17 protein-coding genes are annotated in these 22,121 nt (G+C 60.3%); 7 read left to right on the top strand and 10 right to left on the bottom strand.

The window, feature by feature from the left end:
• Nucleotides 1-43: 43 nt before the first annotated feature.
• From HBJ59_RS22050 to HBJ59_RS22040, 3 genes are all read right to left on the bottom strand, one after another.
• The gene (locus HBJ59_RS22050; RefSeq protein ID WP_076016526.1) at nucleotides 44-1,006 is read right to left on the bottom strand and encodes a sugar kinase; all 963 of its coding nucleotides are present in this window, start codon (nucleotides 1,004-1,006) and stop codon (nucleotides 44-46) included.
• Nucleotides 999-1,781 (bottom strand): sugar phosphate isomerase/epimerase, encoded by a 783-nt coding sequence (locus HBJ59_RS22045; RefSeq protein ID WP_167664759.1) that lies wholly within the window; start codon nucleotides 1,779-1,781, stop codon nucleotides 999-1,001. Before HBJ59_RS22045 ends, HBJ59_RS22050 begins: the two co-directional genes overlap by 8 nt.
• 89 nt (nucleotides 1,782-1,870) lie before the next feature.
• Nucleotides 1,871-2,935, bottom strand: coding sequence for a LacI family DNA-binding transcriptional regulator (locus HBJ59_RS22040; RefSeq protein WP_167664758.1), 1,065 nt, complete (start codon nucleotides 2,933-2,935; stop codon nucleotides 1,871-1,873).
• 241 nt (nucleotides 2,936-3,176) lie between these two features.
• On the opposite strand from HBJ59_RS22040, the gene HBJ59_RS22035 reads away from it, so the two are divergent.
• From HBJ59_RS22035 to HBJ59_RS22025, 3 genes are all read left to right on the top strand, one after another.
• Entirely contained in the window at nucleotides 3,177-5,123 is a 1,947-nt protein-coding gene (locus tag HBJ59_RS22035) for a hypothetical protein (protein WP_167664757.1), read from the top strand.
• Nucleotides 5,124-5,272: 149 nt separating this feature from the next.
• A complete protein-coding gene (locus tag HBJ59_RS22030; protein WP_167664756.1) occupies nucleotides 5,273-7,264 on the top strand; it encodes a hypothetical protein in 1,992 nt (663 codons plus the stop codon).
• A 280-nt stretch (nucleotides 7,265-7,544) separates the two neighbouring features.
• Entirely contained in the window at nucleotides 7,545-9,734 is a 2,190-nt protein-coding gene (locus HBJ59_RS22025) for an autotransporter outer membrane beta-barrel domain-containing protein (protein ID WP_256670868.1), read from the top strand.
• Between the two features lie 59 nt (nucleotides 9,735-9,793).
• Here HBJ59_RS22025 and HBJ59_RS22020 read toward each other — a convergent pair whose 3' ends face one another.
• From HBJ59_RS22020 to HBJ59_RS21995, 6 genes are all read right to left on the bottom strand, one after another.
• A complete protein-coding gene (locus HBJ59_RS22020) occupies nucleotides 9,794-10,279 on the bottom strand; it encodes a hypothetical protein (protein ID WP_167664754.1) in 486 nt (161 codons plus the stop codon).
• 132 nt (nucleotides 10,280-10,411) lie between these two features.
• On the bottom strand, nucleotides 10,412-11,017 hold the full coding sequence (locus HBJ59_RS22015) for a LysE family translocator (RefSeq protein WP_167664753.1): 606 nt from the start codon (nucleotides 11,015-11,017) through the stop codon (nucleotides 10,412-10,414).
• Nucleotides 11,018-11,071: 54 nt separating this feature from the next.
• Nucleotides 11,072-11,911, bottom strand: a complete 840-nt coding sequence (locus HBJ59_RS22010) for an AraC family transcriptional regulator (protein ID WP_076016533.1) — start codon at nucleotides 11,909-11,911, stop codon at nucleotides 11,072-11,074.
• 166 nt (nucleotides 11,912-12,077) lie between these two features.
• Nucleotides 12,078-12,719 (bottom strand): DUF1345 domain-containing protein, encoded by a 642-nt coding sequence (locus tag HBJ59_RS22005; protein ID WP_167664752.1) that lies wholly within the window; start codon nucleotides 12,717-12,719, stop codon nucleotides 12,078-12,080.
• A 53-nt stretch (nucleotides 12,720-12,772) separates the two neighbouring features.
• A complete protein-coding gene (locus HBJ59_RS22000) occupies nucleotides 12,773-15,871 on the bottom strand; it encodes an efflux RND transporter permease subunit (RefSeq protein ID WP_167664751.1) in 3,099 nt (1,032 codons plus the stop codon).
• A 17-nt stretch (nucleotides 15,872-15,888) separates the two neighbouring features.
• Nucleotides 15,889-17,046: an efflux RND transporter periplasmic adaptor subunit gene (locus tag HBJ59_RS21995; RefSeq protein ID WP_167664750.1), complete on the bottom strand. Its 1,158-nt coding sequence runs from the start codon at nucleotides 17,044-17,046 to the stop codon at nucleotides 15,889-15,891.
• A gap of 305 nt (nucleotides 17,047-17,351) precedes the next feature.
• Here HBJ59_RS21995 and HBJ59_RS21990 point away from each other — a divergent pair, with 305 nt between their 5' ends.
• The 4 genes from HBJ59_RS21990 to nudC all read left to right on the top strand — a co-directional run bounded on the left by HBJ59_RS21990 (nucleotide 17,352) and on the right by nudC (nucleotide 21,227).
• Nucleotides 17,352-18,053, top strand: coding sequence for a response regulator transcription factor (locus HBJ59_RS21990; protein ID WP_167664749.1), 702 nt, complete (start codon nucleotides 17,352-17,354; stop codon nucleotides 18,051-18,053).
• 3 nt (nucleotides 18,054-18,056) lie between these two features.
• A complete protein-coding gene (locus HBJ59_RS21985) occupies nucleotides 18,057-19,352 on the top strand; it encodes an ATP-binding protein (protein WP_167664748.1) in 1,296 nt (431 codons plus the stop codon).
• A gap of 222 nt (nucleotides 19,353-19,574) precedes the next feature.
• The gene (locus tag HBJ59_RS21980) at nucleotides 19,575-20,387 is read left to right on the top strand and encodes a crotonase/enoyl-CoA hydratase family protein (protein ID WP_167664747.1); all 813 of its coding nucleotides are present in this window, start codon (nucleotides 19,575-19,577) and stop codon (nucleotides 20,385-20,387) included.
• A 6-nt stretch (nucleotides 20,388-20,393) separates the two neighbouring features.
• Nucleotides 20,394-21,227, top strand: coding sequence for an NAD(+) diphosphatase (gene nudC, locus HBJ59_RS21975; protein WP_063029560.1), 834 nt, complete (start codon nucleotides 20,394-20,396; stop codon nucleotides 21,225-21,227).
• Here the strand turns inward: nudC and HBJ59_RS21970 are convergent.
• Complete coding sequence (locus tag HBJ59_RS21970; protein ID WP_063029562.1) at nucleotides 21,195-21,974, bottom strand: TSUP family transporter; 780 nt, start codon at nucleotides 21,972-21,974, stop codon at nucleotides 21,195-21,197. The genes nudC and HBJ59_RS21970 overlap by 33 nt on opposite strands.
• Nucleotides 21,975-22,121 lie beyond the last annotated feature (147 nt).

The raw sequence follows: 22,121 nt of genomic DNA, 5'->3' as shown, positions 1-22,121 counted from the left end.
AAACCTAAGGGCTCCACCTTTATTCAGGTGGCGCGTGTCATCGTTAGCGACCTTCGCGAGCAAGCTCGCTCCTACAATAAGCAGGCAGATCTTCACGCAACGGCAAGCCTTCCATGTCCCCACGGCTCTGCACCGCGCGGCTGCCGATCCAGTTGCCGCGCTGCACGGCCTCGGCAAAGCTGAGGTTTTCCAACAACGCGCTGATCATGCCCACGGCAAAACCATCGCCAGCGCCGACCGTGTCGACCACCTTGGCCACGGGTAAGGCGGCGACGAAACCCTGGTCCAGTTGCGTGCGGTAATACGCGCCGTGGGGGCCGAGCTTGATGGCCACGGCTTCCACGCCCTGGTCGAGGTAGAACGCGGCGATGTCGGCCGGGTCTTCAAAACCGGTGAGCAAACGGCCTTCGCTCAAACCCGGCAACACCCAATCCGCCAGGCAGGCGAGGGCGTTGATTTCGCTGATCATGCGTTGCTCGTTTGCCCACAGGGACGGGCGCAGGTTCGGGTCGAAGGACACGCTGCGCCCAGCCTCGCGCATTTGCGTCATCAACTGGCGCGACAGCTCGCGGGTGGCGTCCGACAGTGCCGGCGGGATGCCTGTGGCGTGCAGGTGGCGGGCTTGCAACAGCTCGGGCTTGATCGCCTCGACCGAGAGATGGCTGGCGGCCGAGCCACGGCGGAAGTACTCCACCTGCGGATCGTCGCCGGCTTCTTCGCGGGACTTGAGTTGAAAACCCGTGGGGTGCAGCGGGTCCACCGCCACATGTGCGCAGTCCAGGCCTTCGTTCTGCAAGGTGTCCACCACAAAACGCCCGAGGGAATCGGCGCCCACCCGGCTCAGCCATGCGACGTTGAAGCCCAGGCGTGACAGGCCGATGGCGACGTTGCTGTCGGCGCCGGCAATACGCTTGTGAAACTCGGCAACCTGGGCCAGGTCGCCGGTCTGTTCGGCGACAAACATCGCCATGGTTTCACCAAACGACAGGATATCGATCTCAGACATGGGCGTTCTCCACGCGGGGCTGGCCAAGGACGGCGAGGGCGGCGACCTGCTGTGCCGTGACCTGTACCAGGTCATCGCCTTGCAGCGGAAATTCCACGGCCCGGGTAATACCTTGAGTCATATGCTTGAGCAGTTGTTCCCACAGATGCAGGTCGGCGGCGCCTGGCGGCAACGCCACCAGCTTGCCGTCGGCGCGGCGGGCCACGGCCTTGCAGTGTAGGTAGTCCACATGCCGGCCCAGCAGGCGCGCGGCGGTGAGTGCGGACTGGTCCTGCCATTGCCAGTTGCCGATATCGAAGGTCATTTTCACCGGCACCGCCAGGCGCTCGACTTCGTTGAAAAAACGCTGCATCGGCTCGATGCGCCCGCCGTGCAGGGTCTGGTCGTTTTCCACCAGCAGCTTGACCGGATGCCGGTTGAGCAGGGCGCTCAAGCTGTCCAGGTCGTTGGTGTCGGTGAAATAGCCGAGGGAGACTTTCAGCCAGCCAGCGCCAAACGCCTGGGCGCGGTCGAGGGTGGCGGCCAGTTCGGCGTTGGGTTGCGAGCGGCCGGCCACCCAGAGTTCCAGGGGCGAGGAGAACACGCATTCCAGGCCTTGATCGGCCGCTGCTTTTACCAGTTCAAGGGGTTGTTCGGTGGTCAGCAGTTCTTCGCGCCATTCGATACGTTGCGCGCCAGCGGCGGCCAGCACCGAGACGAAGCTCAACTGGCCCTGTTGGCGGACCAGGTCGGCGCCGTAGCTGGAAAGGCTGATGGAGACGGGGTATTTATGCATTGTTGTGTACCTCTGAAACCGGTTTCATTTTTATACGCAAAGTAAAGGTGTGGGAGCTGGGTTGCCTGCGATGGCGGTGTGTCGGTCAATTACTTTTTTGTTTGAGACATCGTCATCGCAGGCAAGCCAGCTCCCACAAGGGATTGGGTGGAGCCTCGGACGATGAGTTGTGGCAAGAAATCCAGGGTGCGCGTCGGCTCGGTATCGCCGCGTAAGCGCTTGAGCAAACAATCAAACGCGCTGGCGCCGATGGCTTCGGTAGGCTGGGCGAGGGCGGTGATGCCGCTGCCTACCAGCGGGTACCAATCCAGGTCATCGAGGGCGATCAAGCCCACGTCCTCGAACAGCTTGCAGCCCAGTTCCTTCAGCGCACGGGTGCAGGCCAGTGCGGCGATGCCGTTGGCGCAGAACAGGGCTTTGGGGCCGGCTTTAGTATTGGCGAGGAAGGTTTGCAGGCGGGTATTGAGTTGACTGTCGATCTCCAGCACGGCGCCGGTCAACGCACTGCGCTGGCCAATCTCGGCCTTGAAACTCTCCAGACGCTCCAGACGTGAACTGGTGCCATCGGTGGCTTCGCTGACCAATAGCAGGTCGCGATAGCCTTGCTGCTCAAGGTGCTCGACCGCCATGCGCACCGCCACCAGGTTATCCAGCCCTACCAAATCGCTGTGCAGCGGCTCGACCTTGCGGTCCACCAGCACCAGAGGCATTTCCCGTTGCAGCTCCAGCAATTGGTCGAGGTGATGGCCGAGGGTGTTAACGATCAGGCCTTCGATGTTGTACGAGCGCAGGGCGGCCAGGTGCAGGCGTTCCTGCTCGTCATCGCGGTCGGTGTTGCACACCACCAGGCTGTAGCCGTGTTGACGGCAGGCGGTTTCCACGCCATGCATCACGGCAATCGAATAGGGGTTGCGGATATCGGCCACCAGCATGCCGATCAGGCGGGTACGCCCACGTTTCAAACCACGGGCCATCTGGTTGGGGCGGTAGCCGAGCTCATCGATAGCCTGCTCGATGCGCAGAGCGATGGCCTCGGACAAGAGCCCACGGTCGTCGCCGATAAAGCGCGACACGCTGGCTTTGGAGACACCGGCGCGCTCGGCCACATCAAGCATGGTCACACGGCTGCGCTGGGCGGCGGAAAATGGAGTCACGGTGCAGGGCCTTTCTTATTGGAAGGGTCGACGCGTGGGTACTCGCGCTGAAACCGGTTTCAGAAGACCATCGACCAGGCAATTCGTCAAGTACGATTCACGGGGAGTTGCCGGTTAAAACCGACGAACGGCTGGGTCAACCTGTGAGTTCTGACAGTATTCGAACCCCGATATTGCGCGTTTAATAAATCCAAGCGCGCAAACATCTGCGCGGGAGCGAACAAGTAGCCAGGAGGGTGACATGAGTGATCCCAAGACCGCTGGACTGCGCAAGGGTGTCTTGAGCCTGAAAGACATCGAGGTGCCGATTCTGGATTACGTCATCCCTCCGATTACAGATGGGTATATTCCCAACTGGCACCTGGACAGTGGGCTGGAGGTGGTGATTCCCGAGTTATGGGACGGTTCCGCAGAGGAGGGTGAGTTCAATATCGTGAGGGTTCGTTGGCTGCGCGGCGGGGCTGAAGGCAGGCCGCCTTATGTCCGCCGTTTTGATGGCCCCATCTCAGAAGGCATTTTTCCTCTAAAGATTCCGATAGCGCGGGATTATCTGGAAACAGACGGTACGGTATTTCTGCATTATGAGATTGAAGACGAAACAACACTGATTTCCCGGTCAACCCCACGCATCCTGTATCTGGATCGCACGCCGCCCAATAACAACGTTAAGCCTTTGCCCCCGGTATTCCCGGTCGCGATTATTGATGAGGATTACTTGCGGGCGCACGCCACCGTCGATCTCACCGTGGCGTTTTATAACGGTCGCCGAGCCCGAGACAGGATCTATTACTACGTATCGGACAAAACCCCGCCGCCCGATGCAGCGCCCGACGGATATATAGAGTTTCCCCTTGAAACCACGCCACTGATCGTGCCGATCCCCGGTGACGTGTTTCGGTTGTACCCAAACGGTACCCAATACGTCCATATTCGGCTTGAAGATCGATCGGGAAATCCTGGCCCAAGATCCGATCAGGCGTCAGTTGAGGTCGATTTGTTGGGTTCTCCGACTCTACTCCAGCCTCCGGTTATTACGGCAATGGCGGGTGGCCTGATCAACCGCCATGAAGCCCGTCTGGGAGTTGTTGCGCGCGTGAACTACACCAATTGGCAGCCAGGAGACCGAGTTGCCTTAAGGTGGGGTAACACCACGATCGGGCTGATAGAGGTCACGAAGGTGCCCTTTGACGTCGATGTTCCATGGCTGGCGTTGATCGACGACGGCCTGGGACCCGCGCAGGAGTTTGCCCATTACACCATTTGGCGCGAGGGCAGCATGGTGCCCACTTTTCCGAGCCCGGGCACCAGGATCCTCTGGGACTTCACCGTTGCAGGGCAAGATCATGCCAATGCCCCACAGTTGATCAACACTGACTTGCCACGGGTACGGATATTTGGGGAGGGCTCTACCACTGACAACCATATTGATATTCGTGACAAGGATAAGCGGATCTACGCCAGTGTTGCCCTTTATCACACCCCTAGAGATGGGGAACTGTTGGAGTTGTATTGGGGGAACTTTCCGTCCCTGGATTCACCGGTCGCCAGTTATCGTATAGATACCAGTAATGGGGATGTAGAAGGCGCACGCGTGGAATTTAGCGACATACCCTGGCAAGTCATTGTGGATGCGGGTAACAATGACCGGCTGCCGGTGTATTACACGACGTTTAACGGCGTTAATGAACAAATCGCTTACTTCACTGAAGTGACCGTGGCGGTGATCGCGCCTTTGATATTTAGGCAGGCAGAGTTCCCAAGCTGGGATCACCTGACTTCAACCCTTAATTGTTCATCCATTCCTCCCCTGTGGGACCATATTCCAATCCGAGTTGCGCCCGATCTCGCGTTCAGGAGAGACGACGTCGTTATTTTGAGCTGGATCGGATATACGGAAATCTGGGGGGGAGGCAAGCCAATTCCTGAAACCGCAGAAACGATCACTCATAGCTTAACCGCAGAAGAAGCTATTAATGGTTATACGTTCAAGCTGGATAACTATGCTGAAAAAATAGCGCCCATCAAATCCCCGGACCCCACTAGCCCGGCAAGTTCCGCGTATGCCGTTTATACCGTTTGGCGCGGCACCCAGTTTATAGGTTCATCACGGCTTTACTACGTGAAAATTGATCGGCGCAGGGCTGGCGGACTCTACTGTGGGCCTGACGGGAACGGCCCGGAGCTCTGAAAGTTGGGGCGTAGTGTGCAAGTGCGAAGGCAAACAGTGACCTGATGATTTATGAACTCATGCCGTCATGTCCATGTGTGTAATGCCATGTGAGTTCACGTCATCTTACATTTTAACGATGTTGTTAAACATGCAAGTGGAGAGCACAAATGACGAGTTTGAATAAGAAACAACAGGCTGCAGTTGCCTCGCGAGAAGCGAACAGGGCGTATTTGTCCGGTCGAAAGGGCGGGATCCTGAATTTGACGTTGCCGGACTTCGATAGTTTGAATGCCGACGGGCTGATTCCTTATCAAGAGCCCAGGCTGCCGCTACGTGTCAGTTATGATCTTTCCGACTTGGCGGCGGGTGGCGACGTTGACCCTGCCACGGTTTATATCACTACGAATATTCGTGGCAAAGGCGCAACCCAGTGGGGGCCTGCCATTCATGTCGTTACCTTTGCAAACCCTGCGTCCCCTACTTACGCCGATATCACCGCACCCTTTTTTCGAGATATCCCCGCATCGCTCTTAACCCAAGGCGAGCATGAAGTGGGTTATATCATCTGGGAAGGCCCCTCATCACCGACCCCGCTGTTAGCGGGTGCTCCACTGGAAATAGATGAGACGCCGCCTTACGGTCGTAACTATCCGCCAGTGCCGGTATATCCCAGCTATCTGGCAGACGAAATTACCGAGACGGATATCGCAGGAAACGCTGGCGGGATGGTGTGTACATTCCCGGCCTATCCAGCATCACGAAAACCGGGCGATAGTATTGAGGTCTATTTTTCCGAGGATTTTTCCTCGCAATTGTCCACTCCGGCCCTGACGGTTCCTGTTACGGACGGATTAACCTTCACCGTGCCCTGGGACGCGGTCAGGGCCAATGAAGCAGGGCGCAACTACCTGTTTTACGTCCTGCGTGACTTGGCCGGCAACCGCAGCCTGGATTCAACGCCAGCGCGCATCAACTTGAACTTGACTGACGATCCGGCTCCCCACCAGGCGGAGATTCCGCTTGCGCTGCTGCCCGATGACGGTCTCATTGACCTGCAAGATGTGTATGTCGAGGACAACGTTTTCGTCAGCATTCCTGAATACACCAACAACCTGCCCGATATCGACGTTATCCAACTGACTTGGGGGGGTGAGGATCCGCTGCGTTACGACGTCGCGGATTACATGCCGTTCCCGCTGCTGCTGCCCGTGAGCCGCGCAACGATCTTTGCCGACTACGGCACTGTAACTGGAGAGAACGAGACCACCATTGAGTATCTCGTTGATCGGCGTGGGCAGGAGTTTGATGCACCTCCCCTGGTTATCCACGTCGACCTCTCGTCACCAGGTCCCAACCCTGGACTTGACCCTGAAAACTCGGCACTCAATCTGCCGACGGTGTTTGGCAGCGACAGGACCACGCCTAACGTGCTCACGCCCGACGACTTTGGCAATGATGCTACGGTCGATATCGTGCTCTGGGACCTGCCCGTACCTGCTCCGGGTATCATCATTACCGGCTACTGGGGCGATCTGGCGCACCCCTTTGACCCGACGCCACTAACAACAGAGGGCGCTGGTGCGACCATTACATTGGACGTCCCATGGGAAACGATCAGGGACGTAGGCAACAACGCCACACTCAAGGTGTTCTACACCTTGAGTTGGCTAACCAATAACAATATCCAGCGCTCTGAATCCCGGAACGTGAACGTGACCGCGAATGTGGTAACGCTGCAGGAGGCACAGTTCCGAAAGGCCGCGGCAGCATTGGCATGTACCGACCTCCAAAACGTGACGCGGGCCGCAGTCGTCAGGATTTCGGGCAATATGACGTACTTCAAGGAGCACATGGTTATCCGAGGGGAGTGGCGAGTGTTCAGCGACGCGGCAGGCACTACGCAGCTGGGTCCCGCTCACGACGTCAACTCTCCACCGCTGACACTGGATATGGTCGCGAACGGTTTTGATTTGACGATTGCGCCTTACATGACGGTAGTCAGGCCTGCCGCTCGAAACTCGGCGGACTTCCACTACTTCGTCGACATTCCCGGGGAGGGCGAAGTCAAGTCCCAGCGGGCGTTTACCCGAACTCGTTTTACCGACCTCAACGGCTTGTTCTGTGAGGAACAGCCGATCTCTTTCGTGGATGAAGACTAGTCTCCAGCAATGATCAAGGGGCGCTCCGGCGCCTCTTGAATTTAACCCGCTCGCCCCCGCATTTCCGCGTCATGCCATTCAAACCATTCAGATAAATCCTACATCAACAGTTAGCACTCAACGGTAACTTTGCGACCCTTGAGTGGCCTGCTTCCATCCCTCTGGAAATAGGCCGGACGGTTCCGTTGTGGAGCCTCTGTTGAAAGAGTGGTTTCTTGTGAAGATCAATACTGCGTTTAAGTTAAAGCCTTTAGTCGCAATGATGCAGGTCCCTTGCGTTATGTCCGTTTTATTCCTGGCACCTCAAGCCCAAGCCAGGCTGATTGAAAATGAGACCTACACCATTGGGCATGGTGAACACATTGATTCGTTTGAGTTGCGCAACGCTACGCTTAACGTCAACAACACGTTTACGCGGGATGTCTATGCCGACGCTTCTACGCTGAACGTCACCGACCGCAGCACCATCCTCGGCCCGGTGGTTGTCCAACGAGGCTCCAGTGTGAACGTGGCCAATAGCCGAGTGACCGCTTCCGGGGCGCTCAATAACGGTATTACGTTGTTCAGCAGCAATGCCCTGATCCAGGGGAGTGTGATTTCCAGCGCGGACCATTTCGGCATGTTGATCGGTCGGTACACGTCTGACACGACCGGGTCCACGGCAGTTGTGTCCGATAGCGTAATCTCCGGCGCTACCGGTGGCGCGGCGTTGACGGGCAACAGCTCGCTGGACTTGATGCAAAGCGAAGTGATCGGTGTAAGCGAGGGCAGCTTCGGCCTGAGCCTGGAAAGTGCAACGGCCCGTGCTTTGCGCAGCAATATTACCGGCGGACTTAACGGCATAGTGATGTCGGTTGATCGTCGTATACCCAATGCGAACACATTGGTACTGGACCAGACCCGGGTCACCGGTACCACCGGTGCGGCCCTGCTTGTGCAGGGCGCGCGGGGGCAGGGCGCGGTCGCCGACATTCAGGTACTCAACGGCTCTACGCTGATCGGTGGCAACGGCAATCTGCTGGAAGTCAAAGGTGGCTCAATCGCCAATATGCAGGTCGATAACAGCCAGCTGCAAGGTGATGTGGTTGTCGATGCCGGGAGTGCCGCCCACCTGCAACTGAACAATTTTGCCTCCCTGACAGGCCGCCTGGACAACGTCTCTTCGTTGCAGATCGGTGACCAGTCGATGTGGGTCATGACTGGCAACAGCCAGGTCGGTGCGCTGACCTTGTCGGATGGCATGGTCAAGTTCGGTGAAGGTGATGCGTTCTATCAGCTGGACCTGGGAAGCCTGTCTGGCCAGGGTACTTTTGTGATGGGCACCGACTTCGCGCGGGGCCTGACCGACTTTCTCAACATTACTGGCGATGCATCCGGTCATCACAATTTGTTGCTTGCCAGCAGCGGCGCGGAACCGCTCAACCCGGGCGACATACAGGTGGTGCACACCGGAGGCGGTGACGCACAGTTCGAACTGGTAGGCGGTTCGGTTGATGTGGGGGCCTGGTCCTACGGTCTTCGCCAAGACGGTACCGACTGGTTCCTCGACCCGAATAACCGCACCGTCAGCCCGGGCACCCGTTCGGTGCTGGCCTTGTTCAACACCGCACCGACCGTGTGGTACGGCGAAATGACCTCGTTGCGCAGCCGCATGGGTGAACTGCGCCACAATGGCGCCGAGTCCGGTGGCTGGCTGCGTGCGTACGGCAACAAGTACGAAGTCTCCGGCGGCGAGGCGGGCGGTTACCAGCAGATTCAGCGTGGTTTCTCCCTGGGCGCGGACGCACCTGTCGGCGATGGCTGGTTGCTGGGGGTGATGGCCGGTCACAGTAACTCCGACCTGGACCTCAACCGGGGGACGTCGGGTGAAGTAAAAAGCTACTACGCCGGCCTGTACGCAACGTGGCTGGATGAAGACAGCGGCTACTACTTCGATGGCGTGGTCAAAGCCAACCGCCTGCAGAACTCATCCAAAGTAGGTTTGAGCGACGGCACGCAAACCAAAGGCAATTACAACACCAATGCGCTGGGCGCTTCTGCCGAGGTAGGTCGCCACATCAGGCTTGATGACGATTTCTTTGTCGAACCTTTCGCGCAAGCGTCGCTGGTGACTGTGCAAGGCAAGAGCTACAGCCTGGACAATGGCCTCAAAGCCAAAGGCAAGAACACTGACTCGGTGCTGGGCAAGTTGGGCGTGACCGTAGGGCGTGACTTCGTACTGGATGACGGCAGCGTGATGCAGCCGTATCTTCGCGGCGCCGTTGCCCATGAGTTTGCCAAGAACAATACGGTGTTGGTCAACAATCAGACGTTCAACAACGACCTGTCGGGATCACGTATCGAACTTGGCGCGGGGGTTGCCGTATCGCTGTCCAAGCACCTGCAATTGCATGCTGACTTCGACTACGGCCAGGGCAAGCATGTTGATCAGCCTTGGGGCGCCAATGTCGGCATGCGGTATAGCTGGTAAAAGCTGCTGGTAAATAAAAACGCCCCGAGACCGGGGCGTTTTTTTTGCAGCGCATTTAATCAAAGGTTGAACAAAATCTGCAGTCTTTGCTCTGCACCACTGACATCATAGAAATAGACATCCAATGCGCCGCTGACATGGTTGGAGATGATGTCATGAAAAAACTCTATGGTCCCACGATGTGCGCTATAGGCAGGCGTGGGTGGATCATCGTACGTCATGTTAATGATCGAGAACCGTTGCTCTCTTTCGTCCTCCTTCAGCGTGTAGCGCCCGGAGGGTAGTAGAGCCCGGTCGTACGTATATTTGAAGATGATCACTTGTTTGAAAATGTCTGAACCTTGAGCTTTTCCATGACGCGAAGTGCTACCTGCCAGATCGGGCGGTGGGCCAGTCATCGTGCCTTCAGCCAACCAGAACCCGTTTTTCAGTTCATGACTCAAAAACTGTGGCTTGAATTTTTTGTCTGCGACGACTCCTTCGAAAAAGCGTGTGTTGGTTGCGGTTCGGGTGGATTTGGCGGCAGGGGCAGTTGCAGTACTCATCATCAAACTCTCCTTCAATACAGTGAAGTGTGCGGTGAATGTCGCGGGTGCAAAGTGAGTTCATTCAGCGCCCTAACGTGCTGCGCCACAACTGTCAGAATTCACAGGTTTTCCAACCGTTCGTCGCTTTCCCTACGTGCCAGCCAGAACGCTCAGCCACGCGGACCCGAACAACAGCAACGCCATGCCTTGGTTAAAACGCTGCATGGCCCTGGCCGAGCGGAACACCCGGCTCGAACCCACTCCCAGCAACGCCCACGCTCCCAGGCACGGCAACGAAATCATAAAAAACGCCAACGACAGGTACAGCACATGGCTCTGGCGTTCGTCGCCATTGCCGGCAAACACACTGACCACCGCCAGGGCCATCATCCAGGTCTTGGGGTTGACCAATTGCAGGCTGGCGGCGCCGGCCAGGCCCAAACGTTTTTGAGGGGTGTTCGGGTCGATGGCTTCGGCCGGGGCGCGGAAGATCTGCCAGGCCAGATAGCTGAGCCAGGCCACGCCCACCCATTGCATCACGGCCTGCACTCTGGGCAATTGCGCCAGCGACTGGCCCACGCCCGAGCCCACCAGCAACACAATCCCCGCCGCGCCCATACAAGCACCCAATACGATAGGCAACGCAGCCTTGAGCCCATAACGCGCGCTGTTGCTCAGCACCAGGATATTGGTCGGGCCGGGGGTAATGGAGGCGACGAAGGCGAATAACAGAAAGGGCAGCAGGGTAGGGAACATGGTGGTGCGACTCCGATGTGCAAGGCAATGGAGTCGATCTTCACAAGCGGCTCGTTAGCTGTCTGGAAGATTTGAGCAGCGCTTGCGGTACGCAGCCGGTGTCATGCCGTAGGCCCGCACAAACCAACGGCCCAAATGGCTCTGGTCGGCAAAGCCCAGGCTGGTGGCGACCTCGGCAGGCTGCTCGCCCTTGGCCAGCAAGTGACGGGCACGGGCCAGGCGCAGTTGCACCAGGTAGGCATGAGGCGGCAGACCGAAGGCGCTCTTGAAGGCGCGGGTCAGGCGGAAGCGGTCTACGCCGGTCGCCAGGGCCAATTCGTCCATGCCGACGTCCTGATGCAGATGGGCGTGCAGGTACTCGCGGGCCTTATGGGCCACCAGAGGCAGGCGCGGGTCCTGGTGATAGCGCTGGCGCCAGTGCAACTGGCCGGTCAGGCGCTCCAGCAAGTGGTCGAGGGCGTGTTGGCGCACGATGCGCAGTTCGCCGCTGTGCAGGCTTTGAAACGCCTGGCTGGTGGCAAGCGCCAGGCGAGGATCGCTGGCAAGGGTGGTGGCAAACCCCAGCTGACTGTTGGCCGGGGCTTCCTCGAACACTGCCGCCACTTCCCGCTGCAGCCACTGTGGGTCGAGGTACAGCATGCGGTAGGTAAACCCGGCTTCGGTGGGGGCGTGGCCGTCATGGATTTCCCCTGGTTCCAGCAGAAACACCTTGCCGGGCGTGCTTTGGTGACGGGTACTGCGGCAATTGAATTGCTGCACGCCTTGCTCCGTGACGCCCACCAGGTAGCTGTCGTGCCAGTGCGGGTCGTAGGCATGGCCCTCGAAATGCGCACGCAGGGTCTCGATGCCGGTGTCGGCGTCCTGGGACAGGTCGATCCAGTTGTGTGCAGCCATAAAAAAATCCATGGGTAGTAACTGTAGGAGCGAGCTTGCTCGCGAAGAACCTGAGCGCGCCGCGTCAAGCCAGGCAGTGCCCATTATCGTTGACGTTCTTCGTCGGAACGCCGCCCGGAGCAGGCTCGCTCTTACAGGGGGTTAGCGTCTAGAAGTTTTGTGCAGCTCAACCAAACAGCCCGGCGGCAATGTTGATCGAGAACCCCAGTATCGCCGTATTGAACAGAAACCCGATCAGCGATTGCCCCAGCACTACCTTGCGCATGGTGCGCGTGGCAACCCCGACGTCCGCGGTTTGCACCGCCACGCCGATGGTGAACGAGAAGTACAGGAAGTCCCAGTAATTGGGAGTGCGCAAATCCTCGGCAAAACGCAACGCCGGCTCGGGGCCGTCCCAGGTGTAATACAGCCGCGCGTAGTGCACGCTGAAAATCACCCCGATCAGCAGCCACGAACCGATCACCGTCAGCCCGGTAAACCCGTAGTGCAACAGGCGCGTCGTGGCGTCCAGGTCCTTGCTGCCCACCAGTTCAAAGGTGATGGTTGCCAGGCTGGCGACGGCCGCGATGCACACCATGAACAGCACCAGACCGGCGTTCTCGTCCTCGATCTCGGCGATGCGTTTTACATCGTCGGCGCGGGAATGGCTGGTGAGCCAGAGCATCAGCACCAGGTAGGTCCAGACGCCCGCGTTCCAGCCGATGAGGATTTTGCTGATGACGGTATCGGCCGGAGCCAGGAGCCCCACCGCCAGGCCCAACACGGCGGCGGAGGACAGGCGAGGGTGGGTGCGGGCGAGGAAGGGCATGGGAACTCGATGGGCCAGGGTTTGCGTTACCTTAGCCCACCTTAGTCCTTTGTTCAGCTGTCTTTGTGGCGCTTTTTCACCAGCTTCATCACCACCACGAAGAACACCGGCACAAACACCACCGCCAGCGTCGCGGTAATCATCCCGCCGATCACCCCGGTGCCGATGGCCTGCTGGCTCGCCGAGCTGGCGCCGGTGGCGATCGCCAACGGCACCACGCCGAGGATGAACGCCAGGGACGTCATGATGATCGGCCGCAGACGCAGGCGTGCAGCCTTGAGCGTGGCATCGATCAGGTCTTCGCCCTGGTCATACAAATCCTTGGCGAACTCGATGATCAGAATCGCGTTTTTCGCCGACAGGCCAATGATGGTAATCAGACCCACTTTGAAGAACACATCGTTGGGCATCCCGCGCAAGCTCACGGCCAATACCGCGCCGAGCACGCCGAGCGGCACCACCAGCAGCACCGAGGTCGGAATCGACCAGCTCTCATACAACGCCGCCAGGCACAGGAACACGATCAGCAGCGACAAGCCGAGCAGCAGCGGTGCCTGGGAACCGGACAAGCGCTCCTGCAACGACAGGCCGGTCCATTCCTGGCCCAGGCCGGCGGGCAGTTGGCTGACCAGGCGCTGGATCTCTTCCATCGCCTCGCCGGTACTGTGGCCTGGCGCCGATTCACCGGAAATTGCGATGGCCGGGTAACCGTTGTAACGGGTCAACTGGGCCGGGCCCTGGATCCAGCGCGCTTCGACGAAGGCCGACAGCGGCACCATCTTCCCGGCGTTGTTGCGCACATGGATCTTCATCAGGTCGGCCACCTGGCTGCGCTGATCACCTTCGGCTTGCACCACCACCCGCTGCATGCGGCCCTGGTTGGGGAAGTCGTTGATATACGCCGAGCCGATGGCCGACGACAGCACATTGCCGATGTCGGCAAAGGAAATGCCCAGGGCGTTGGCTTGCTTGCGGTCAACTTCCAGCTGTACCTGAGGTGCCTCGGCCAGGGCGCTTTCACGCACATTGGCCAGGATCGGGCTTTTCTCGGCAGCGGCCAGCAGTTCGGTGCGGGCCTCCATCAACGCGGCATGGCCGACGCCGCCACGGTCCTGCAGGCGGAACTCGAAACCACTCGAGGTGCCCAGGCCATCCACCGGCGGCGGCAAAATCGCATAGGCAATCGCGTCCTTCAGCTCGGTAAAGGCCGCGTTGGCACGGTCTGCAATGGCCGCGGCGGAATCCTTGCTGCTGCGTTCCGACCAATCCTTGAGCGTGGTAAATGCCAGCGCTGCGTTCTGCCCCGAGCCGGAGAAGCTGAAGCCCATGATCATCGTGGTATCGCCCACACCCGGCTCGCCGGCGTTATGCGCCTCGATCTGCTCGGCCACCTGCACCGTGCGGTTCTTGCTCGCACCTGGCGGCAGCTGGATATCGGTGATGGTGTAGCCCTGGTCTTCCACTGGGAGGAACGAGGAGGGCAGGCGGCTGAACAACACCCCCAGGCCCACCACCAACACCAGATAGATCAGCAGGTAACGCCCGCTGCGCTTGAGGGCATAGGCCACCCAGCCTTCATAGCGGTCGGTGAACTGTTCGAAGCGCCGGTTGAACCAGCCGAAAAAGCCGCCTTTCTCATGGTGCTCGCCCTTGGCAATCGGCTTGAGCAAGGTGGCGCACAGGGCCGGGGTCAAGGTCAGGGCGAGGAATGCCGAGAACAGGATCGAGGTGGCCATCGACAACGAGAACTGCTGATAGATCACGCCCACCGAACCCGGCATGAACGCCATCGGCAGGAACACCGCCACCAGCACCAGCGTAATACCGACAATGGCCCCGGTGATCTGGCCCATGGCCTTGCGCGTGGCTTCCTTGGGCGACAGGCCCTCGGTGACCATGATCCGCTCGACGTTCTCCACCACCACAATCGCATCGTCCACCAGGATGCCGATGGCCAAGACCATGCCAAACATGGTCAGCACGTTGATCGAGAAACCCAGCAACAGCATGGTGGCGAAAGTGCCCATCAAGGCGATCGGCACCACCAGCGTCGGGATCAGCGTATAGCGGATGTTTTGCAGGAACAGGAACATCACCGCAAACACCAGCAACATCGCCTCGCCCAGGGTGTACACCACCTTGGTGATCGAGACCTTCACGAACGGCGAAGTGTCATACGGGATCTTGTACTCGACGTTGGCCGGGAAGTAGCGCGCCAGTTCGTCCATCTTCGCCCGCACCAGGGTCGCGGTGCTCAAGGCGTTGGCGCCCGGCGACAGCTGTACGCTGACCGCAGTGGACGGCTTGCCGTTCAGGCGGGTGGAGAACTGGTATTCCTGGCTGCCGATTTCCACCCGCGCCACGTCACCGACGCGCACGGTGGAACCGTCCGGATTGGCCTTGAGCACGATGTCGGCAAATTCGGCCGGGGTCGACAGCTGGCCTTTCACCAGGATCGAAGCAGTGACTTCCTGGGTCTTGGTACCCGGCAAATCACCGATGCTGCCCGCTGATACCTGGGCGTTCTGCGCCGCGATGGCGGCGTTGACGTCCGCCGGGGTCAGGTTGAAACCGATCAGTTTCTGCGGGTCGATCCAGATCCGCATTGCGCGCTCGGCGCCATACAGCTGGGCCTTGCCCACACCGTCCAGGCGTTTGAGTTCGTTCATCACGTTGCGCGCCAGGTAATCGCTGAGCGCTACGTCATCGAGCTTGCCGTCGCTGGAGGTGAGGGTCACCAGCAGCAGGAAGCCGGCGGAAACTTTCTCTACCTGCAAGCCTTGCTGCGTCACGGCTTGGGGCAGGCGCGGCTCCACGGCCTTGAGGCGGTTTTGCACGTCAACCTGGGCCATCTCCGGGTCGGTGCCCGGCTGGAAGGTCGCGGTGATGGTGGCCGAACCGAGGCTGCTCTGGGATTCGAAATACAGCAGGTGATCGGCGCCGTTAAGCTCCTGCTCGATCAGGCTGACCACGCTTTCGTCCAGGGTTTGCGCGGAGGCACCCGGGTACACCGCGTAGATTTCGACTTTCGGCGGGGCGACGTTGGGGTACTGCGCCACCGGTAACTGCGGGATGGCGAGGGCGCCGGCCAGCAGGATAAACAGAGCGACCACCCAGGCGAAGATCGGGCGGTCAATAAAGAACTGCGGCATTGTGAACTATCCCTTTCTTACTGGCCGGATGCCTGGGCGATTGGCGCGGGGCTGTCGTCGACCTGGACTTTCTCGCCAGGGCGGGCGTGTTGCAGGCCTTCAACGACGATACGGTCACCGGCCTTCAGGCCGCTGGTGACCACCCAGCGGTCATTGACCACCGAGCCCAATTCCACCGGTTGCTGGCTCACGTTTTGCTCGGCGTCCAGCAGCAGCACCATCGGAATCCCGGCGCTGTCGCGGGTGATCGCCCGTTGCGGCACGCTGATGCCTTGCTGGTCGACGGCTTGCTCCAGGCGTACGCGGATAAAGCTGCCGGGCAGCAGGTCGAGGTCCGGGTTGGGGAATTCGCTGCGCAAGATGATCTGCCCGGTGCCCGGGTCGACGCTGATTTCGGCGAACAGCAACTTGCCCGGCAGCGGATACAGGCTGCCGTCATCCTGGATCAGCGTGGCCTTGGCCTGGTCCTGACCGACTTGCTTCAAGTGCCCGGCGCGGAAGGCTCGGCGCAGGTCATTCAGCTCGCGGGTGGATTGGGTCAGGTCGGCGTGGATCGGGTCCAGTTGCTGGATCAGCGCCATCGGCGTGGCTTCGTTCTGGCCCACCAGGGCGCCTTCGGTCACCAGCGCGCGGCCAATGCGCCCGGAAATCGGCGCAGTGACGGTGGCATAGCCCAGGTTCAACTTGGCCCGCTGTACGGCGGCCTGGTTGGCAGCCACATCGGCCGCGGTTTGCCGGGCGGCGGCGCGGGCGTTGTCGTATTCCTGGCCGCTGATGGCGTTGCCTTCCACCAGTTGGCTATAGCGCTGCTCTTGCAGGCGCGCCTGGAACGCATTGGCCTCGGCCTTGCGCAGGCTGGCCTGGGCGCTGTCGAGGTCGGCCTTGAACGGCGCCGGGTCAATCCGGAACAGCACATCGCCCTGTTTCACGTCGTGACCTTCCTTGAACACCCGCTGCAACACCACGCCGGCCACCCGGGCACGCACCTCGGCAATGCGCGGCGCGGCAATGCGCCCGCTCAGTTCGCTGGTGATGGACAGGGGCTTGGCTTCAAGGGTTTCGATCCGCACCTTGGCCAACGGTGCTTCGGCGGCGTCGTCCGCCGACTGGCCACACGCGCTCAACGCCAGTGTCAGGGCCAACAGGCAAAACGGCGCAAACAGATTCTTCGACATGCTCATATCCCAATATTGACTGGCGCATCCTACGGTCGCCCCCGCCACAGTGCTGTGAAGCTCTGTAGGTGGTGTGTGAAGAAATGTAAGGTGCAGCCCACAGATGCACGCGGGCGTATATCCTTCATAACCGCCGAACCTTACACGATCTTCCTGATACCGAAGATCAAATGTGGGAGCGGGCTTGCTCGCGAAAGCGCTGTTTCAGTTAACGCATACGGCGCCTGACACACCGCTTTCGCGAGCAAGCCCGCTCCCACATTGGATTTGCGTACTACTCAGAAATTGTATTATTTGGAAATACCATGCCCAACATTCTTCTGGTGGAAGACGACGCCGCGCTCTCCGAATTAATCGCCAGTTATCTGGAACGCAACGGCTATCACGTCAGCGTGCTCAGCCGTGGCGACCATGTGCGTGAGCGCGCGCGGCTCAATCCACCGGATCTGGTGATCCTCGACCTGATGCTGCCGGGCCTCGACGGCCTGCAAGTCTGCCGGTTGCTGCGGGCCGACTCGGCCACGCTGCCGATCCTGATGCTCACCGCCCGGGACGACAGCCACGACCAGGTGCTGGGCCTGGAAATGGGCGCCGACGACTACGTCACCAAACCCTGCGAGCCGCGGGTATTGCTGGCTCGTGTACGGACCTTGCTGCGCCGCAGCAGCCTCACCGAACCCCAGATGGCCAACGACCAGATCCTGATGGGCAACCTGTGCATCGACCTGTCGGAGCGCACCGTGACCTGGCGCGACCAGCCGGTTGAGCTGTCCAGCGGTGAATACAACCTGCTGGTGGTGCTGGCCCGGCACGCCGGCGAAGTGCTCAGCCGCGACCAGATCCTGCAACGTTTGCGCGGTATCGAATTCAACGGCACCGACCGCTCGGTGGACGTGGCGATCTCCAAGCTGCGGCGCAAGTTCGACGACCACGCGGGCGAGGCGCGCAAGATCAAGACCGTGTGGGGCAAGGGTTACCTTTTCAGCCGTTCCGAGTGGGAATGCTGAGCCATGTTTCGCGTTCTGATTCGCCTGTACCTGATCACCATCGTTACCTTCGCTGGCGCGATCTACCTGGTGCCCCGGGCGGTGATCCAGCTGTTTGAACACCGTTACATGAGCTACAACATCGAGCAGTCCCGGGGGATGCAAAGCCTGATCGTCAAGGAATACCAGCGGGTGCCGGTGGAGCAGTGGGCCAATGTCACCGTGCGCCTGTCGGCGGATTTTGCCCCGCTCAAGGTGCAACTGCTGCGCATCCAGGACGCCAGCTACACCCCGGAAGAACAGCGCCTGCTGGAAAAGGACCAGATGGTGGTGCGCCTGGGCGAGTGGGGCTGGGCGGACGACGTCAGCTCGCCCCTGGACGATCAACTGGTGGTCAAGGTCTCGGTCCCGCCGGACCCGCTGGACATGAACCTGTTGTACTGGAGCATGAACGTGCTGATCGGCGCGGCGCTGCTGGGATGCCTGCTGTTCTGGCTGCGGCCCCACTGGCGCGACCTGGAACGCTTGAAAAGCACGGCCGCGCAACTGGGCCAGGGCAACCTTGCGGCACGCACAAAAATCCCCCCCAGCTCCAACATCGGCAGCCTGGCAGCGGTGTTCGACACCATGGCCAACGACATCGAACAGTTGCTCAATCAGCAGCGTGATTTGCTCAACGCCGTCTCCCATGAACTGCGTACACCGCTGACGCGCCTGGACTTCGGCCTGGCGCTCGCGCTGTCCGACGACCTGCCAGCCGCCAGCCGCGAGCGGCTGCAAGGCCTGGTGGCGCATATTCGGGAGCTGGACGAGTTGGTGCTGGAGTTGCTGTCCTACAGCCGCCTGCAGAACCCAGCCCATACACCCGAGCGGGTGGAAGTGGTACTTGACGAGTTCATCGACAGCATCCTGGGCAGCGTCGACGATGAACTGGAAAACCCGGATATCGTGATCGATGTGGTGCTGGATTGCGCGGTGGAACGCTTCACCCTGGACCCGCGCCTGACCGCCCGGGCCCTGCAAAACCTGCTGCGCAACGCCATGCGCTATTGCGAGCGACGGATTCAGGTGGGGGTGAAGGTGTGTCCCAAGGGTTGTGAGATTTGGGTAGATGATGACGGGATTGGTATTCCGGTTGATCAGCGGGAGCGGATCTTCGAGCCGTTCTACCGGCTGGATCGCAGCCGGGATCGAGCCACTGGCGGTTTTGGCCTGGGATTGGCCATCAGCCGGCGGGCGCTGGAGGCCCAAGGTGGAACATTGACGGCCCAGGGTTCGCCGTTGGGCGGCGCACGGTTCCGGCTCTGGCTGCCGAGCTAAGGAACACCGCAAAACATTGTGGGAGCGGGCTTGCTCGCGAATACGGTGTGTCAGTCGCCGAATAAGATGACTGATCCACCGCATTCGCGAGCAAGCCCGCTCCCACATTTGATCTTCATCGCTCTTCAGTCCCGCTTTTGGCGTTTGCACAGCCTTACCCGCCGTCACACACCCTTGATATAGTTCGGCCCCTATTCCAGCCGCCAGTCAAGGATCACTGCCATGTCCGAATACCAAGCCTTTGTCGTCGAACTCAGCGACAACGTCGCCCATGTGCAGCTCAACCGCCCGGAAAAAATCAACGCCATGAATGCGGCGTTCTGGACCGAGATCATCGATATCTTCCAATGGGTCGAAGACACCGATGCGGTGCGTGCCGTGGTCATCAGTGGCGCCGGCAAGCATTTCTCCTCCGGCATCGACCTGATGATGCTGGCTTCGGTGGCCAATGAATTCGGCAAGGACGTAGGCCGTAACGCGCGTCTGTTGCGGCGCAAGATCCTCGAACTGCAAGCTTCCTTCAATGCGGTCGACAACTGCCGCAAGCCGGTACTCGCGGCGATCCACGGCTACTGCATCGGCGGCGCCATCGACCTGATCAGCGCCTGTGACATGCGCTACGCCGCCGAAGACGCGCAATTCTCCATCAAGGAAATCGATATCGGCATGGCCGCCGACGTCGGCACCCTGCAACGCCTGCCACGCATCGTCGGCGACGGCATGCTGCGCGAGCTGGCCTACACCGGCCGCCAGTTCGGTGCGGAAGAGGCGCGCAGCATTGGCCTGGTGAATCGCGTGTACAGCGATCACGAGAGCCTGTTGGCGGGTGTTATGGAAATCGCCCGGGAAATTGCTGCCAAATCCCCGATCGCGGTCACCGGCACCAAGGCGATGATCAGCTACATGCGTGACCACACGATCAATGACGGCCTGGAATACGTTGCCACCTGGAACTCAGCTATGTTGCAATCCAACGACCTGCGCGTGGCCATCGCGGCCCATATGAGCAAGCAGAAACCCGACTTCGTGGATTGACTGAACATGACCCCAGGCTGGATTACCACAACGCTGCTGGACAACGACGCCCCGGGCGGCTGGGCCGTGGCCCGCAGCCGCGAAGGCTTTTTACACGACCAGAACGGCCCGCTGTTTCCCCGGGAATGGCTCAAGCGCCAGGACCTGTCGGTGTTTGCCGAGCATGGCATCGGCCATCTGGATGGCGAGCCGGTGTACCTGCTGGAGCTCAATAGCCCAGCCGATGTACCGGGTTGCGGCTGGCAGGGCCTGCGGGCGTTCATGCTGCAAGGCGACCACACGCTGTACAAAGTCCTCGGCTACGCTGCGCAAATCGGCACCTGGGCCCGGGAACACCGTTTCTGCGGCAGTTGCGGCCAGGCGATGGTGCAGGTGCCACGGGAGCGGGCGATGTTCTGCCAGGCCTGTGACCTGCGCAGCTACCCGCGTATCTCGCCGAGCATGATCGTGCTGGTGACCCGTGGCGACGAGATCCTGCTGGCCCGTTCGCCGCGCTTTGTCACGGGTGTCTACAGCACCCTGGCGGGGTTTGCCGAGCCGGGTGAGTCGGCCGAGGACTGCCTGATTCGCGAAGTGCGTGAAGAAGTGCAGGTGGAGGTCAGGAACATTCAGTACATGGGCAGCCAGTGCTGGCCGTTCCCGCACTCGATGATGCTGGGCTTTCACGCCGAGTACGCCGGCGGCGACATCGTGCCCCAGGCCGACGAGATCGAAGACGCGCAGTGGTTCAACATCCATGAACTGCCGCCGTTGCCGGCGTCCCGCTCGATTGCGCGCTACCTGATCGATCTCTACCTGGCCCGTCGCTTAGGCCACGCTGAACCAGTGCTGCCAGGCTAGGCGCACCGTCAGCCCGAGCACTACGGTGATGAACACCGGGCGAATGAACTTGGCGCCGCCGCTGATTGCGCTGCGTGCGCCAAAGAACGCGCCGCACATCACCGACACGCCCATGCACAGGCCGACAATCCAGTCTACCGAACCATTGAAAATGAACACCGTCAGCGCCGCCGCGTTGCTGACGAAGTTCATGCTGCGTGCCACGCCGCTGGCTTTTACCAGGTCGATGGGGTGCAACAGCATGGTGCTCACCGTCCAGAAGGCCCCGGTGCCGGGGCCGGCCACGCCGTCGTAGAAACCCAGGCCGAAGCCCTGGGTGGATTGCCATTTCTTTTTGATCGGCGCGTCGTTATCCAGCGCCGCCTTGGGCGTGCCGCCGAACAGCAAATACAAACCGCAGCCGAACACAATCACCGGGAGCATCTTGTTCAGGGTTTCGGCGGGCAGGTAATGGGCGACGACGGCGCCGGTGAGTGCACCGACCAGGGTGCCGACGATGGCATGCACCCACTGGCGCGGATGAAACAGCTTGCGCCGGTAGAAGGTAAAGCTGGCGGTGGCCGAGCCGAAGGTGGAGCTGAGTTTGTTGGTGCCCAGCACCAGGTGGGGCGGCATGCCGGCGGTCAGCAGGGCAGGCGTGGTGAGCAGGCCGCCACCGCCGGCGATGGCGTCGATGAAACCGGCGATAAAGGCGACCACGGCGAGGATCGCCAGGGTGGTGAGGTCAACGCTGAGTTCGAAGGGCATGGGCAAGACTTATTCGGCAAGGCGCAGCAAGGGCTGCGCGAAAGGCCGGTATCTTACCCATAACCCTGGGGCGAGGCGATCCAAATGTGGGAGCGGGCTTGCTCGCGAATGCGGTGGATCAGCCACTCTATCCGGTGACTGACACTG

It is taken from the genome of Pseudomonas sp. AN3A02 (assembly GCF_011765255.1).
In the GTDB taxonomy this organism is placed as follows: domain Bacteria; phylum Pseudomonadota; class Gammaproteobacteria; order Pseudomonadales; family Pseudomonadaceae; genus Aquipseudomonas.
Note: the sequence above shows the minus strand (reverse complement) of the source record. Positions and strands in the feature narration are given on the sequence as shown.